Raw genomic sequence first — 15988 nt, 5'->3', positions numbered from 1 at the left:
TCCTTATAGTTTTTGAATTTCAACTTGCGGGAGAAGAGCTTCGATATGTTCTTTTTCGGCAAGGTCGTAGTTGAATGCTGTTGCACTTCCAGAGGCAACTCCATATTGAAATGCTTTTTGTATATCCTTCGTTTGGTCCCACTTCCCGATAAATCCAGCTACTAAAGAATCGCCTGCGCCAGTAGAGTTTTTTACATCACCTTTTGGAATCGTAGCTGTATAAACTCCATCACGATTAATAAGTAAAGCTCCATCGCCTGCCATAGAAACAATCACGTTTTTAGCACCTTGCTCAACAAGAATGCTACCGTACTGAATGGCCTCCTTGGTTGTTTCTATTTTCGTATCGAATAGTTCTCCAAGTTCATGATGATTTGGTTTCACAAGAAAAGGATGTTCTTTTACAACATCGAGTAAGGTTTTTCCGCTTGCATCTACTACTACCTGTATGCCTTGTGCTGCATATTCCCTTGTTAACTGCTGATACAAATCTGGTGAAATGGAAGGAGGGATGCTGCCTGACAAAACAAGAATATCCTCTTTGGTCATGTTTGAAAGCTTTTGACGGAGTTCATCCATTTTTTCGGCGCTTATGTATGGCCCTAATCCATTGATTTCAGTTTCTTGCCCAGTTTTTAGCTTTATATTGATTCGGGAATCTTCATCAACATCGATAAAATCTTCAGGTACGCTCTCTTTTCTTAAAGCATCGAGAATGAATCTACCCGGAAATCCACCGCTGAAACCAAGTGCAGTTGTTTTTGAACCGATTCGGGAGAGGATACGTGAAACATTTATTCCTTTTCCTCCTGGATATTTAGCTTCTTTACTCATTCGATTTAAGCCACCAAGTTGAAAATGATCAACCTCTACGATGAAATCCACCGATGGATTTAGTGTTACGGTATAGATCATGATTTCACTACCTTTATTTTTGTATTCATCTTATACTTAGCCAATTTGGCTGAATCCATCCCGCTGGTAATTATGGTTGCTTGATTCAATTCAGCCACTCTGGCAAACGATGTTTCATCAAATTTACTGAAATCGGCTAATATAAAAGCTTCTTTCGATAAATCGATGGCTGATCTTTTTAATATAGCTTCCTCTGGGTCAGGTGTACTGAAGCCCCAATCTGGATGAATGCCGTTTATTCCTAGAAAAACTTTATCAAACCGGTAGTTGTTAATATTATTGATAGCCTGACTGCCAATTATTGCATTTGTAGATTTCTTAATGCGGCCACCAATTAAATACGTAATAATATTGCTTTCCTGAAGTGCAGCTGCCTGCATAATCCCATTTGTGACAACGGTAATGGGCTTATTTTGAATGAATGGAATCATAGCAAGGGTTGTAGTACCGGCATCAAGATAAATACAATCACCATCATCAATAATACTCGCCGCTTCTTTGGCGATTGCTTCTTTTTCGCTTGTTCTGGAAGTGGATTTCTCCAGAATCGTTGGTTCAATGCTGCGTTTTTTCACAAGTTCAGCTCCGCCATGTACTCTCTTTAAAATAGACATGTCTTCCAATTGGCTTAAGTCTCTGCGAATTGTGGATTCTGATGTATGTAATTCTTTTACTAGCTCCTGTATTTTGATGAAGCCATTTTGGTTGATTTTTTCGATGATATATTGCTGTCTTTCTGAAGTCAGCAATCCAGTCACCTCCCTACCGTTTAAATATAATTTGTTTATAAATAAAAATCAATCAAATTCATTCAAAATCAATCAAAAAGATTCATGAAGTTTTTAAAAACTATCATAGGGTTAATTCTTTATAGCACCTGAGATGGTTTTTAGATAAAATCCAATATTTAATAAGATGGGTTTAGTATAATCAAATAGAAGAATTTATATTTTGGGGTAACAAAATTGTCTATATCACAATAAAGAGGGTAACTTTATCAATAGAAACCGAAGGGGCAACTTGAGAAGGGGGTTAGTAGAAGATGATTGTATTATTTGATGGGGAATGCAATTTTTGCGATAAGAGTGTTCAATTTATCATTAAAAGAGACCCGAAAGGAATTTTTGTTTTTGCCTCCCTGCAGAGTGAAGCAGGCCAGCAGTTATTAAAGGAATACCATGTTCCTGAAGGAATAGACAGCTTAATTTTACTTGAACCAGATAATCACAAATACTATATGAAGTCTTCGGCTGCCTTAAGGATATGTAAACATTTATCGGGTTTATGGAGTATGTTGTATGTCTTTAAGCTGGTTCCAAGAACTATTAGAGATAGAGTGTATGATTTAATTGCGAGGAACAGAATTAAATGGTTCGGTAAGAAAGATCAGTGTATACTGCTTTCACCGGAAATTCGAAAAAGGTTTTTATGATATGTTCAACATCAAAAAAAATCCACTTTCGCACGCGAAAGTGGATTTAATCATTTATTAAAGCATACCATCCAGCAATAATACACGAGACGGAGCAGCATCAATGCCTACCAATTTAAGCGGTGCTGCGACCATAAAGTATTCACCGGCAGGGACATCTTTCAAGCGCAAGCCTTCAATAACAATTACATCGTTTGCAAAAAGGGTACGGTGAGTAGGATGTCCAGGTTGGGCACGTTCAACACCAAGCCCATCGATTCCCACTCCATTAATGCCAATCTCAGACACATGCTTCGCACCAGACTCACCTAGCGCGATAAATTCAAAGTTAAATTCTTCATCGAAAGAGTTTTTTGTTTTTAAAAGAATAAAGTCACCTTTTTCAATAGGCAAAGACTCAAGATCTTCTTTTTCAACTAACCCTGTTACATGAGTTAAATCAAATACTTTACACTTACCAACGAGACGTTCAAGTCCAATTGTTTCAATAGTAGCACCGTCATTCATCATATGAAGCGGGGCATCTGTATGAGTTCCGACATGAGCATCAAGAGTAATACGGGATTCGGTAACATGTCCATTTGTTACAGTGTTGAAAACTGGCTGTTTGTCCTCAATATTTTTATAAACGGGCATTCCAGTGTAAATTGGCATAGAAACATCATAAATTTTCATATTGGTTTCTCCTCCACAACTTTATTTTAATTTACTCGTCTTCTTCTTCAATTGCCCACCAATGGAAGCCATCTTTTGAGAGCAGTTCATCTGCGCTCTCTGGCCCCATTGAACCGGATGAATAATTAGGGAAACATCCAGCAGGTTGGCTTTCCCATGCACGAGAAATTACATCTGTGAACTTCCAGGACAAGGCTACTTCATCCCAATGGGAAAAGTTTGTTGCATCTCCGCGCATCGCATCGAAAAGCAGGCGTTCATAGGCTTCAGGGGTATTGAATCGGTCGTATTTGGAAGTCCTAAAGCTTAATTTAACTGGTGTTTTTCCGCCTTTTTTAGCATTGAGGTGAAGCGTGATTCCTTCTTTAGGCTGGATATTAATAACTAGTAAATTAGGGTTTAGCTGCTCTTCAGTTCTATAAAACAGATTCATCGGCACGTCCTTAAATTGTACGACAATCTGAGTAGACTTCGCCGCAAGCCGCTTGCCGGTACGGATATAGAACGGTACACCGGCCCATCTGAAATTTTCAAATAACAATTTTCCGGCTACATAAGTTTCTGTATTGGACTCTGGGTCAACCATATTTTCAGAACGGTATGCTGGTAAAAGTTTGTCACCGACTTGACCTTCACCATATTGACCGCGCACAAAGTATTGATCTACTTCATCTTCCTTTATAGGGCGAAGGGAGCGAAGTACTTTAACTTTTTCACTGCGGATCTCGTCAGTCGTTAATTTAATCGGAGCCTCCATCGCAAGCAGTGAAACAATTTGCATAATATGGTTTTGAACCATATCACGCAAGGCACCGCTGTTCTCATAATATCTGCCTCTATCTTCAACTCCGAGAGTTTCTGTAGAGGTAATCTGAACATTGGCTATGTAGTGATTATTCCAAAGCGGTTCAAAAAAAGCATTTGCAAAGCGAATCACTTCAATATTTTGAACCATTTCTTTCCCTAAATAATGATCGATTCGATAAATTTCATTTTCGGAGAATGATTGACGAAGCTGATTATTGAGCTCTTCAGCTGATTTAAAATCATGGCCGAATGGCTTTTCGATAACTAAGCGTTTATAACCGGCTGTATTGGTCAATCCATCTTCTTTTAATCTTGTGGCAATCGGTCCAAAATACTCCGGTGCCATCGCAAGATAAAATAGTCGATTTCCATTTAACTCATATTTTTCATCCAATTGGTCTGCCAAGAGACGCAGTTCTTCATATGATACACTCGCTTGGCTGACATCCAGTGATTGATAGTAGAAATGACCGGCAAATTCAAGCTTTTCTGAATCAGTGCCATGTTCATCGGCAACCGCTTCCTGAATATGTTGTTTAAGACGATCTGTTGTCCATTCGCGTCTGCCAATTCCTATACAGGCGAAGTTTGAAGATAATCTGCCTTTCGTGTATAGACGGAATAATGAAGGGAAAAGTTTCCGTTGCGCTAAATCTCCAGTAGCCCCAAATATCAATATTAATCCTGATTGTTTGTCAATAGTGGGCATTCAGAACCTCTCCTTATATGGTAATTACGATAGTTTATTTTATCTCTTATTCAACTCTTTATCAATGGATTGAATTTTTTCCATCTATACTTAGTTTACAGATAAAGAGGGAGAAAATAAAATATTTTATCGCTATATTAAAAATGTGGAAGTATTCGGATTTTCTCAAATGCTGAAAAAAAAGGAAGAGTGCTGTAAAATAGATGTATTCAAATAGGCTGGAGGAATTAGATTGGAATTTGTATTTTTAGGAACAGGAGCCGGCATACCGGCTAAGCAGCGAAACGTATCTTCGCTTATCCTGCAGATGAATGAAGAGAGAGGGGCAAGCTGGATGTTTGATTGTGGAGAAGCGACTCAGCATCAAATATTACGCACGCCTGTAAAAACGAGAAAAATAGAGAAAATATTCATCACGCATCTGCATGGTGATCATATATATGGGCTACCTGGCTTACTTGGCAGCCGTTCATTTCAGGGGGGGACAGAACCGCTGACCATTTACGGACCGGTAGGAATCAAAGAGTATGTGGAAACGTCCTTGCGTTTGAGCCAAACTCATTTAAAATATGATCTGTCATTCGTGGAAATAGTAGAAGATGGTCTGCTATTCGAGGATGAGACATTCAGAGTGGAGGTATTGCCTTTAGATCATGCTATTTTAAGCTATGGGTATCGAATCGTCGAAAAAGATAAACCCGGAGAACTACGGGCTGATTTATTAAAAGAAGCTGGAATTCCGCCCGGTCCGTTATACAGCAAGCTGAAAAAAGGTGAAATGGTCCAATTGGAGGATGGCCGCATAATAAATGGCAGAGATTATATCGGAACACCTAAGCCGGGGAGAGTGATTGCTATATTGGGTGATACCCGCCCGTGTGAAAATACTGTCAATCTGGCATTGCACGCTGAATGCATCGTTCATGAAGCTACTTTCCAAAAGGGACAGGAAGAGATGGCCGCTGACTATTTTCATTCGACTACCATTCAGGCAGCCGAATGCGCTGTAAAAGCGGGTGCCAAGCGTTTAATCCTCACTCACATCAGTTCCAGATTTACTATGGATGATGAAATAGAGCTTGTTAATGAGGCCAAAGCTGTTTTTGCAAATACTGAATTAGCGAGAGATTTTTCGGTTTTTAAGCTTTAAAAATAAATCGATAAACTAATAGTAGAGATAGCAGGAAGCGTATGTCCTGCTATCTTTTTTTATTTCTGGGATAAGCATAGTTTTACTAGTTTTAATTAAAAACCCTTTTGTAAGAAAATGTAATACAATTGATGTATACATATATAGGGGGAATACGATTTGGATAAACAAAAGTTTGAAGTATTAATTGGAGATGTGTTTGCTGTAAAACTGCCTGATGGACGGTTTGGTGCGATAAGAATTGCTAAGCACCATCAAGAATTAGGCTCATACCTGGTTATCACAACTCCATATATAGGTGAGGAACTGCCTGTTATTGAGAATAATTGTTTAACTTATATCCTTCGTCAAAATCGTTTTTTTTATAAGAATAATCGAGCCCTTGTATGGGTTGATGGAGAGCCTCCTCGGGATTTAATATATATAGGAAATCTTCCTTTGGCGGAAAAGGAAAAAGCTATAATATGCAATTCATTCTGTGAACAATGGGATCGTATTGGAATAGAGGTTTATCATGAATGGAGATGGGAGAATGATCAGGAGAATTTTATTAAAGAAGTTCAAGAGGAACAAAAAAATGAAGAGGAAGAAAATCGAAATATAGCTCAAGTACCTAAAAAGATGATGCATGATGAAGAATTTTGGTCTATTATTTCCTTGCTGAATTCAAATGGTAATGGGAGAGAAGATATACTAGAACCGGCCGTTATTGCTTTATCAAAAATGAGTGTAAAAGATATAAAAGAATTTGAGGAAGCATTATCTTACAAACTCTACCTATTAGACACTAGAGAGCATGCCAAAAACATCGGAGAATATTCATATACAGAAGATAATCCAATCAATTTTTCTGTTGATTTATTTTTGTATATCCGTTGTGCAGTGGTTGCAGAGGGGCAGCAAAATTTTGAGCGTACATTAAAAAATCCCGAGATGATGAATAAAAATCGAACATTTGAACCTTTATTATCAATAGCCTCCTATGCTTATGCAACAAGAATGAAAAAGGATTTTGAGTATACATCCGGCTGCAGCTATGAAACTTTCTCAAATATTGCTGGATGGAAGGGCTAAACAGCCGTTTGAGGTGATTCTTTAGGAAAGGTATTAATGCATAAGAGTGCTATTGACTTCCGTTTGAGAGAGAAGATTTTCTACCTGTTATTAAAAACTCTCTGTTGTTTGAGATGTTTTTTTATCTGCGATTAAATGAAAGCGACCCATTTCTTATTTCATTCCAAATGAAGTTATAATATTAATATAATATTTAAAAAAGAATGGGGGACGGATTAGTATGTCTGAGGAGTTATTAGACTTAGCTATTGAATTAGCTAAAAAGTATCATAAGGATCAATTTGATAAGGGCGGTAACCCTTACATTAATCATCCATTAGCTGTAATGAATAGGTTAGACACGGCAGAAGAGAAAATTGTCGGAGTGTTGCATGATATCATCGAGGATACAGAGCTTACCTTTGATGATTTACGAGAATATGGCTTTTCAGAAAAAATTATAGCTGGAATTGATTCTGTGACTAGAAGGGAAGGAGAAGAGAGGGGAGCATTTATATATCGCGCCAAATTAAATGAGCTTGGTCGAACAGTTAAAATAGCGGACTTAAAAGAAAACAGAGACTTATCCAGAATTCCTAACCCACAGGAAAAAGATTATCAACGTGCAGAAAAGTATGAAAGAGAAATTAGAATTCTAACAGAAGATACTTGGATTTATAGCGATGATGAATGGATAGAGATTTTGGAAGAGAAGTGAATAAGGAATCAATGATATCAAACCAACTTATTTAATCATATTAGGAAAAATGATATTAATGAATATGAAAGCAAAAATTTTAATTGATAAAAAAAACACCTCTTGATTTGAGGTGATTTTTTTATTAAATATATATGTTAGGCTTGGAAGAAATGAAATGTACTAAAATTAATTTGAATGAGAAATTCACTTTTAAGAATGTAGAAGAGATTTTAGATAATCCACATGTTCCCGGTCTTTATCCAGGATTTTATGGACTAGACTAAGACTTTCTTCATCTAACTTCCCCCTTACTAGGTCCTCACTCATTTTTATCCCATATATATTTTCCCCCTTAATAGCATGTTTTATAATCTCTTCCTCTGAATTGTAGTTTTCAATCAAATTTACAACTTTCGCTTCAATCCTTCCAAATATTCCTTCACTCGTTATAGGTGTACCACCTAGATTTTGAATTCTCTCTGAAATAAGGATTGCGTGATTTTTTAGGTCTTTCTGGATCGAAATAAACGAGTCTTTTAATGAGGAATGTTGTAGCTTTTTTATAAAGTGTTCATAGGCGTTAATGGCCATATATGAACCTCTTAAGAATGTGTTAAGCGTCTTAATCGCTTGTTTTTGGTCCAATCATATCACTTCCTTAAAATAATAATTTTACTATGTCCATGAAAGTGAAAATTATTAGATTGCGGTATCGATACAGCTCAAATGTTAGCAGCTGTTGAAAATAGTGAAACGATTTTATTAGAGGAAAACCAATAATAACACTGAGACCTCAACCACTTGCTATTTGGCTTGGAGAAACCGACAGACGGCAGACGGGGAAGTGTTGATTAGAAAGACTCGTCTGGATCATTTATCAAGAGCCGAAAAAGTATTCCGTAAAAACCTAAATGCTTAATCTGCAATAAAGAAATAATGAAATTAAAGTTGTTTTATTGGTGAGGGATGCTTCAATAAAAAAACAATTTAAAGTGGGAAAAACAATATTAAAGTTTAACATAGAAAAAATATATAGAATTTATATGTGAATAAATGTACTTAAAAAAGGGGATTTAGTTGAATAACGGAGACAGCAAAAAAGCTATCTTTAATGCTCAGAAACAAACCTTATAAAATAGCAAAAAGAAAGACCTTCCATAAAGAATGTTGCCAGCACGCCAAATTCTCTGAAGGTCTTTCCTTAAATTGGATTTTCTCCAAGTTTTCAATTGTAATAAGAGATTTTTATAGCTTAAATTTCGCCATTTGCTCCTGTAACTCTGATGAGAGCTTGGATAGAGAGCTTGAGGACAGGCTGATTTCTTCGGTGGCTGCAAGCTGTTCTTCAGTAGAGGCAGCTATATTAGTTGTATGCACTGACACACTTGATATATCCTCTGCTACTTGATTAATGGAATCCGATACAAGGTTGGAGCTGGCCGAAATCTGTTGGACTGAAGCGGCCATGCTATTCACTTCTTGTTCCATTTGAACCATGTAAGCCACAATTTCCTTGAAAGCCTCTTCCGTATTATTGATAACAGACATCCCTTCCTCAACCTCGACCTTTACCTCATACATGGATGAAATCGATCCTTCCATATTTGACTGGATTTCTTTAATAAGGTTGACGATTTGGCTGGACGAGGATTGAGATTGCTCAGCAAGCTTTCGTACCTCATCTGCGACAACAGCAAAGCCTCTTCCATGTTCTCCAGCTCTGGCTGCTTCAATAGCTGCATTTAATGCTAAAAGGTTTGTTTGATCGGCAATGGCTGAAATAGTTCTTGAAATCTTGCTGATTTCACTGGAACTGGTATCCAGCATTTTCAGGATTTCTTCGCTTTCAGTGGCTTTCTTGTAAATAAACTCTATTTGCTGAATGGTCCTGGATAATAATTCATTCCCATGATTTGCTTTTGATACGACCTTGCTGCCTGTTTCGGAGATTTCGTTTGATACACCTGCCAGACGCTGGATAGAGGTTGTCACTTCCTCAAGAGCGTGTACACTTTCCTGAAGTCGAGTATTAGCGGAATCAGACACATCGGCAACATGGTTAATGGAATTGGATACTTCTTCTGTGCTGTGAGTTGTTTCCTCCGAGCTTGCAGTCAATTCTTCGGATGCTCTTGCAACTTGTTCAGTTGAATGGTTAACCTGGGTGATCAGTATCTTCGTATTGTCCACCATTGTATTAAAATCACTTGCCAACTGTCCTAATTCATCCTTGCTTTTATTCTTTAATGGAGAGATTGAAAAGTCACCGGTCGCAATCCGATTTAGGCCTTTACTAACCTGTGAAATCGGTTTGGCTATTTTTGCAGAAAAGAAGTAAGCAGTACAACTGGCAATGATGACAGAGCCAATTGATATTACAGCTACTAACCAGGCAAGCTCAGATGATTTAGATGTAATTTTTGCGACGGGTTTGCTGGATATAATCGTCCATTCCCAATAAGGTTCCCTTTTAACATAAGCTATTTTTTCAACATCACCTTTTTTGGAAGAATACGATATGAAAGCCCCGTTCTCACCTTTCTCAAGAATCAGCTGATCCACTGTTTTGTCTCCGTTTGTTTTAAGGTCTTTATAATTTGTATCTGCGTTTTTAGTATGTAAGGTAAGAGTGCCATCTTTGTCGATTGCAGATAGTTCTCCATCTTCTCCAAAATCATAACCTTGATAAACTTGCTCTTCTTCTCCCAGAATCTCTTCATTTAATTGTTGCTGTGCATCCTCTAAGGAAATATAACCAGCACTCACTTGTTGGTGTAAGAGTCCGATCATTCCAATTGTCATATCAGTGTTTGTTTGGAGATTTTCTTTCTCTGTTTCAATCAATTGATCTTTTGAGATAAAAAATACGCTGATACCGATAACGATTACAGGAATGATTAACGTTATTAAAGTTAACATCAATAATTTAATCTTGATTGAACGAGCTTTTTTCTTTTTCAATATATTTTTCCTCCTATCAATTAGGAAAGTCACAATGGTCTTCAATTAACTATCGGCATTCATTTTTTTGTCTTAACATGAAAATAATGTAATTGTTGTGAAAAATAAATTCTGATAAGAGAAACTGAAGAAATGTTTGTCCCTTTGGTACGGATGTGAAGGAAAAATACTAATCTACAGCTACATCGAATTGTTCCAATATGTAATTATTTAATTTTAGTTTAAGATCTCGTCATTATTATTTTGTATTCTCCTGTCGAATTTTAAGGTTCAAAAAAAGAAAAAGCACCGTTTCTATAGAAACGATACTTTTTTCTTAATTTGTTTCCTGTACTTTATTAAATCAAAACAATGATTTAATCGAAGGAAATTACCAACCGCGACCGTATTGCACAGGAGCTTCAACAGAAGCACGCAGTTCCTTGGCAGCATTTTTAGGCCAATATGGATCACGTAATAATTCTCTACCGATAAAAATTAGGTCAGCACGGTTGTTTTGTAAGATTTCCTCCGCTTGTACGCCAGATGTGATTAATCCGACGGCACCAGTTGCAATGTTGGCTTCATGCTTGATTGTCTCACTCATTGGGACCTGATAGCCTGGGAAGCTTGGTACCGGTACTGACATTACACCACCGGAGCTTACATCAATAAGATCGATTCCGTCTTCTTTCATCCAACGGGCATATTGAATATAATCTTCCGGTTCATATCCGTCTTCGTGATAATCTTTAGCGGAGATTCGGACGAATAATGGGCCGTCAAAAACAGATTTAATAGCAGTAATGATTTCTTTTAGGAATCGATAACGATTTTCCGGCGATCCGCCATATTCATCGGTACGAGTATTAACGGCAGGAGTTAGGAATTCATTGATTAAGTATCCGTGTGCGCCATGAATCTCCATAACCTCAAATCCTGCCTTTTTGGCACGAATAGCGGCTTGTTTGAAGGCTTCAACTGTATCGGCAATATCCTTTTTGGTCATTTCTCTAGGAGTTTTCATTTTTTCATTAAAAGGCACAGAAACAGGTGCGATAATTTCACCTTCAAGCTCAGCTTTTCGCCCTGCATGAGCGAGCTGAATCCCGGGAACTGTGCCATATTCCTTCATCATAGCAGTTAGCGTATGTAAACCTTCAATGTGATCGTCACTCCAAATGCCTAAATCTTGATCAGAAATTCTACCTTGCGGAGTAACTGCGGTTGCTTCCACGATGATTAAACCAACCTGGCCGACAGCCCGGCTTGTATAGTGAGTCATATGCCAGTTCTGTATTTTTCCATCACGTTCGTAGCTGGAGTACATGCACATCGGTGACATGACAATCCGATTTTTAAGAGTTATATTTTTAATTGTATATGGTTCAAATAATAATGATTTAGTCATTGATGACAACTCCTTTCAGTAACCAAGTATAACAGTTGGGATTAAGGGGTGACTAATCAAATGCTTCAAATAAAAGGAAGAGAGCATGTGGCCCGGGAATCCCCGAGTACATGCCCCCTATCTTACTTAGTAACCGCCGTAGCCGCCTCCAACATAAGAAGCACCGACAATAATTAACAAGATGAAAAGAACAACAACGAAAGCAAAGCTTCCTACACCTTTACCACCATAAGAATCACTCAATACAGACACCTCCTGTTCATTGCTGCAATAATGGGAGCGAATTCCCATTACATAGCCATCATATGGTTTAAAGTGATAGATGGATTGGACAATATTTAAAGTTGGGACAGCCTAAATTTCTGCAGCAATCATTACTCTCGAGAATTAATGGATTTAAAATTAGCTTATGAAAATTCCTCTTTACCTTATTAATATGTTACGAATGTTAAAAGGTCAGCTATTTTGCTATAAGTCATGGTTTTATATAAAAAATATCAAGAACAATACTCGTAAACAGGGAGGAGAATGGCTATGAGAGATCGGAGCTCCGTGGTAATTATAGAAAACAATCAGATAGTACTCATTAAAAGAAGTTTGAATGCTTCTGTTTATTATGTTTTTCCTGGAGGAGGCATAGAGAATGGTGAAACACCTGAAGCTGCAGCTAAAAGGGAAGCCATCGAGGAATTGGGGGTAGGTGTAAATGTTAATGAATGTATTTCAAAAGTAAAATATAACGGAAATAACCAATACTTCTACAAGGCAGAAATTTTATCTGGAACTATAGGCACCGGGCAAGGTGATGAATATACAAACAAAACAAGGGGAAGAGGAACGTACCTGCCAATATGGGTGGGTCTTGAAAAGTTAACATCTATTGACGTAAGACCAATGGAGGTGGCCTTAAAAGTTCAATCATTATTTCATCATGTATGAGGGGAGAGCGGGATTCTAACATTTGCTGGGCTGAATGTTGAAAGCCTACTGGAGTGGGATAGTAAAAAAAGAGAGGATAGTATAATCCTCCCGTTAGATGATTAATGATTGACCATTTTTCTGAATGCGCTTAGAGAAGTGCTGTAATTGATACGCGCATCATATAACTATTTATTTTATTCATATAGAATTTTTTCTTTGATTTTACTTCCTAATTCCTTACCCATACGCTCTGATTGGAGGGTAGCCTCTTGAATGCATTTAATAAAGGCTTCCTTAACGCCATGTTGTTCAAGGATTTGGATACCTGCTTCAGTAGTTCCTCCTGGACTTGTTACCTCGTAACGCAGCATTTGAGGAGATTTATCGGAGGAGTGGACCATTTCGGCAGCTCCCATTAACGTTTGGATAATCAGAGTTTGAGCTTCTTGATGATTAAGACCAATTTGTTGGGCTGATTGATGCATGGCTTCAATTAAGTAATAAATATATGCTGGTCCGCTTCCAGAGAGGCCTGTGACGGCATCCATTTTCTCTTCTTCTGTAAAAACGACCATTCCTACCGTATTGAAAATGTCTTTAGCCAGTGTAAGATGCTCTGGTTTCATATAGATGTTCCCTGAAATAGCAGTGGCGGATTTTCCAACTGCCGCAGATGTATTTGGCATAGCCCGAATAATCGGCATAGTATTCTCTAAAATGGCTTCAATGCTTTGAGTAGAAATTCCTGCGGCAACAGATATAAGTACCATCTTACTGGTTAGATAAGGTTTGGCTTGTTGTAAGACTGTATAAACATCCTTCGGCTTAACGGCTATCAGGATGATATCTGCGTCAGATAGAAGGGAGGACATGTTGCGGCATGGAATAACGCCATAGTTTTTTTTCAAGCGTTCTAGTTGAGGATCATTGTTCCGATTACAGACCCAAAGATCTCCGGGTGAAGTTGCCCCTTTTTTTACAATGCCTGCAATCAATGCTTCAGCCATAGAACCGGCTCCAAGAAAAGCAATTTTTTTATTCATGCTCCTGCCTCCTTTGTAAAAATAAAAAAAGCCCTTCATCCTGTAAAGGACGAAAGGCTATTCTTCCGTGGTACCACCTTAATTTACGAGCATTCGGCTCTAGAATGCTTGCATCTTTATACCGGATAACGCCCGGTCGGACGGCCAGGTTTTCCTGACAGCTCGAAAGGCAGGTTCAATCATCAGTGGGCGGCGAAACCTTACAGCCAACGGGTTTCACTCTCTTACGCCATACATGATTTACTATTCTTTCTCGAACGCTTGTATAAGTATATTTATTTGATATTAATAGAAATTATGCAAAAAAATAGCTCATGTGTCAAGAATATTCAAACTTTATGATGGAATTTTCATACAAATTATGTAAAAATAATTACTAAAATACATAACAGGGAGTAATGAGATGAGTTCGATTACAAGGGTAGCTGGAAAAATTATTATACCGACTCCGTTTGCTGTCGGAGATGTAAATACGTATCTTCTAAAAGGAGATGCTTTAACTCTGGTAGATGCCGGAATTAAAACACAGGAAGCAAAAGAGGCACTTGAACGGCAGTTAAAGGAACTGGGATATAGGCTATCTGATATTGAACAGGTAATATTAACCCACCACCACTCTGACCACTGTGGATTAATTGATGTATTTCAAGAAGATCCATTGTATGGACATGAAGATAACCAGCGGTATCTTAAAAGGGATCCAGCATTTATGAAGGAACAAAAAGATTATTTTACAAGTATGGCAAAGCAATTTGGCGTACCTCCGCAATTGATGAAATATGCCAATGATGTAGAGTCCCTATATACGTATTCGGGTTCAAAACCCCTCACACATTTTTTGAAAGAAGGAGACTGGATTCCCGGCCATCCTGGTTGGAGAGCAATGGAAACCTTTGGCCATTCACAGGGTCACTTATCCTTCTATCATGAAGAGTCAGGTACACTGATTGGCGGAGATTTATTATTGGGTAAAATTTCACCTAACCCGATTCTGGAGGTACCGAAAAGGGCAGAGCAGGAGAGATTGAAGCCGCAACTGCAACTGAATGATAGCTTGCGTCGATTGCAAAATGAAAGACTGACAATCGTATATCCAGGGCATGGAAAGGACATTACTGAACCATACCAGCTAATAGAGAAACGTTTAAAAAATCAGCATGAGCGGGCATTTCATGTTAAAAGCCTCATTGGGGAAGACCGTCGGAACGTCTTGGAATTAGCTATACAATTATTTCCGAAGGCTGTTAAGAGAGATCCAGCACTGGCATTGTTTGAGACATTGGGCCAGCTCGATTATCTAGATAGTCTTCATGAAATTGAAAGTGAAATGGTTGATGGTGTCGTATGGTATTATAATAAATAATGGACCATTAATGAGGAAGTGAAGTACATGAATGAACGAATTCGTGGGAAAATTGTTACGATTACGGGTGCCTCAGGCGGGTTAGGTGAACAAATTGCCAGACATGCTGCTAAAAGTGGAGCAAAATTGGTTTTAATCGCACGGAGTTTGGACAAATTAGAAAAAATCCGTAAAGAATTAATGACTGATTTTAATTGCGAGGTTTATGTATATACATTGGATGTATCCGATCGGAATGCTGTTGAACAGACATTTGCCCACATCAAGAATGAAGTGGGAGATACCGATGTTCTGGTGAACAATGCTGGCTTTGGAATTTTCGAGAAAGTGTTGGACGCAAGTTTAGATGATACAGAATCCATGATCAATACAAATGTGGTTGGACTCATTGCCTGTACGAAAATGGTACTGCCTGCGATGGCAGAAAAGAAATCAGGCCACATTATCAATATTGCATCCCAGGCTGGGAAAATGGCGACGCCGAAATCAAGTGTTTACTCAGCAACGAAGCATGCGGTACTTGGATTTACAAATGCCTTACGTATGGAAATGCATACAGAGAATGTTTTTGTTACATCCGTCAATCCTGGACCGATTAAAACCAATTTCTTTAATATCGCAGATAAAGAAGGTACGTATATCAAAAACATTGAACGCTTGATGATTGATCCGGTCAAGCTGGCAGAAAAAATCACGAATATCATGCTAAAAAATAAGCGGGAAATTAATGCACCAGGCTGGATGAATGCGGGAAGTAAGATTTACAGTTTAATTCCGAGGACGGTTGAAACGCTCGGGCGAAGTCAGTTTAATAAAAAATGATAACAGAAAATCCACCTAAAAAACAAGGTGGATTTTTTGTTCCTGCA

16 protein-coding genes are annotated in these 15988 nt (G+C 38.1%); 7 read left to right on the top strand and 9 right to left on the bottom strand.

Translation table 11 applies throughout. The annotated features are described in order from the left end of the window. Nucleotides 1–3: 3 nt before the first annotated feature. Nucleotides 4–915: a 1-phosphofructokinase gene (gene pfkB / locus F7984_RS12835; RefSeq protein ID WP_066104700.1), complete on the bottom strand. Its 912-nt coding sequence runs from the start codon at nt 913–915 to the stop codon at nt 4–6. Continuing rightward, nucleotides 912–1664 (bottom strand): DeoR/GlpR family DNA-binding transcription regulator, encoded by a 753-nt coding sequence (locus F7984_RS12830; protein ID WP_066104698.1) that lies wholly within the window; start codon nt 1662–1664, stop codon nt 912–914. Before F7984_RS12830 ends, pfkB begins: the two co-directional genes overlap by 4 nt. Before the next feature lie 293 nt (nt 1665–1957). Between F7984_RS12830 and F7984_RS12825 the strand changes: the two genes are divergently transcribed. Further along, on the top strand, nt 1958–2347 hold the full coding sequence (locus F7984_RS12825; protein ID WP_140462060.1) for a thiol-disulfide oxidoreductase DCC family protein: 390 nt from the start codon (nt 1958–1960) through the stop codon (nt 2345–2347). Between the two features lie 57 nt (nt 2348–2404). Here the strand turns inward: F7984_RS12825 and F7984_RS12820 are convergent, their stop codons facing one another. Next, nucleotides 2405–3022, bottom strand: coding sequence for a cyclase family protein (locus F7984_RS12820; RefSeq protein WP_066104694.1), 618 nt, complete (start codon nt 3020–3022; stop codon nt 2405–2407). 31 nt (nt 3023–3053) lie between these two features. Then, complete coding sequence (gene zwf, locus F7984_RS12815) at nt 3054–4538, bottom strand: glucose-6-phosphate dehydrogenase (RefSeq protein WP_066104691.1); 1485 nt, start codon at nt 4536–4538, stop codon at nt 3054–3056. 232 nt (nt 4539–4770) lie between these two features. Here zwf and rnz point away from each other — a divergent pair, with 232 nt between their 5' ends. The 3 genes from rnz (at nt 4771) to F7984_RS12800 (ending at nt 7459) form a co-directional block, all read left to right on the top strand. Continuing rightward, nucleotides 4771–5688, top strand: coding sequence for a ribonuclease Z (gene rnz / locus F7984_RS12810; protein ID WP_066104689.1), 918 nt, complete (start codon nt 4771–4773; stop codon nt 5686–5688). A gap of 159 nt (nt 5689–5847) precedes the next feature. Next, nucleotides 5848–6762 (top strand): DUF4240 domain-containing protein, encoded by a 915-nt coding sequence (locus F7984_RS12805; RefSeq protein ID WP_077248055.1) that lies wholly within the window; start codon nt 5848–5850, stop codon nt 6760–6762. A 220-nt stretch (nt 6763–6982) separates the two neighbouring features. Beyond that, complete coding sequence (locus F7984_RS12800) at nt 6983–7459, top strand: bifunctional (p)ppGpp synthetase/guanosine-3',5'-bis(diphosphate) 3'-pyrophosphohydrolase (RefSeq protein ID WP_066104686.1); 477 nt, start codon at nt 6983–6985, stop codon at nt 7457–7459. Between the two features lie 192 nt (nt 7460–7651). On the opposite strand, the gene F7984_RS12795 is transcribed toward F7984_RS12800, so the two are convergent. From F7984_RS12795 to F7984_RS12780, 4 genes are all read right to left on the bottom strand, one after another. Beyond that, complete coding sequence (locus F7984_RS12795) at nt 7652–8086, bottom strand: ferritin-like domain-containing protein (protein WP_077248054.1); 435 nt, start codon at nt 8084–8086, stop codon at nt 7652–7654. Between the two features lie 600 nt (nt 8087–8686). After that, nucleotides 8687–10402: a methyl-accepting chemotaxis protein gene (locus F7984_RS12790; RefSeq protein ID WP_140462061.1), complete on the bottom strand. Its 1716-nt coding sequence runs from the start codon at nt 10400–10402 to the stop codon at nt 8687–8689. Between the two features lie 370 nt (nt 10403–10772). Continuing rightward, complete coding sequence (gene namA, locus F7984_RS12785) at nt 10773–11792, bottom strand: NADPH dehydrogenase NamA (RefSeq protein ID WP_066104680.1); 1020 nt, start codon at nt 11790–11792, stop codon at nt 10773–10775. Between the two features lie 126 nt (nt 11793–11918). Further along, a complete protein-coding gene (locus F7984_RS12780) occupies nt 11919–12035 on the bottom strand; it encodes a YjcZ family sporulation protein (RefSeq protein ID WP_077248053.1) in 117 nt (38 codons plus the stop codon). A gap of 291 nt (nt 12036–12326) precedes the next feature. Between F7984_RS12780 and F7984_RS12775 the strand changes: the two genes are divergently transcribed. Then, entirely contained in the window at nt 12327–12731 is a 405-nt protein-coding gene (locus F7984_RS12775; RefSeq protein ID WP_066104677.1) for an NUDIX hydrolase, read from the top strand. Between the two features lie 176 nt (nt 12732–12907). Here the strand turns inward: F7984_RS12775 and proC are convergent, their stop codons facing one another. After that, on the bottom strand, nt 12908–13756 hold the full coding sequence (proC, locus tag F7984_RS12770; protein WP_066104675.1) for a pyrroline-5-carboxylate reductase: 849 nt from the start codon (nt 13754–13756) through the stop codon (nt 12908–12910). Nucleotides 13757–14159: 403 nt separating this feature from the next. On the opposite strand from proC, the gene F7984_RS12765 reads away from it, so the two are divergent. Together F7984_RS12765 and F7984_RS12760 are read left to right on the top strand one after the other, a co-directional pair. Continuing rightward, entirely contained in the window at nt 14160–15119 is a 960-nt protein-coding gene (locus F7984_RS12765) for an MBL fold metallo-hydrolase (RefSeq protein ID WP_140462062.1), read from the top strand. 27 nt (nt 15120–15146) lie between these two features. Then, complete coding sequence (locus F7984_RS12760; protein WP_066104670.1) at nt 15147–15941, top strand: SDR family NAD(P)-dependent oxidoreductase; 795 nt, start codon at nt 15147–15149, stop codon at nt 15939–15941. Nucleotides 15942–15988 lie beyond the last annotated feature (47 nt).

The sequence above is a fragment of the Pradoshia sp. D12 genome, from assembly GCF_008935075.1.
Lineage (GTDB): Bacteria > Bacillota > Bacilli > Bacillales > Pradoshiaceae > Pradoshia.
The sequence above is the reverse complement of the archived record's forward strand: the minus strand, read 5'-3'. Positions and strand labels throughout refer to the sequence as shown.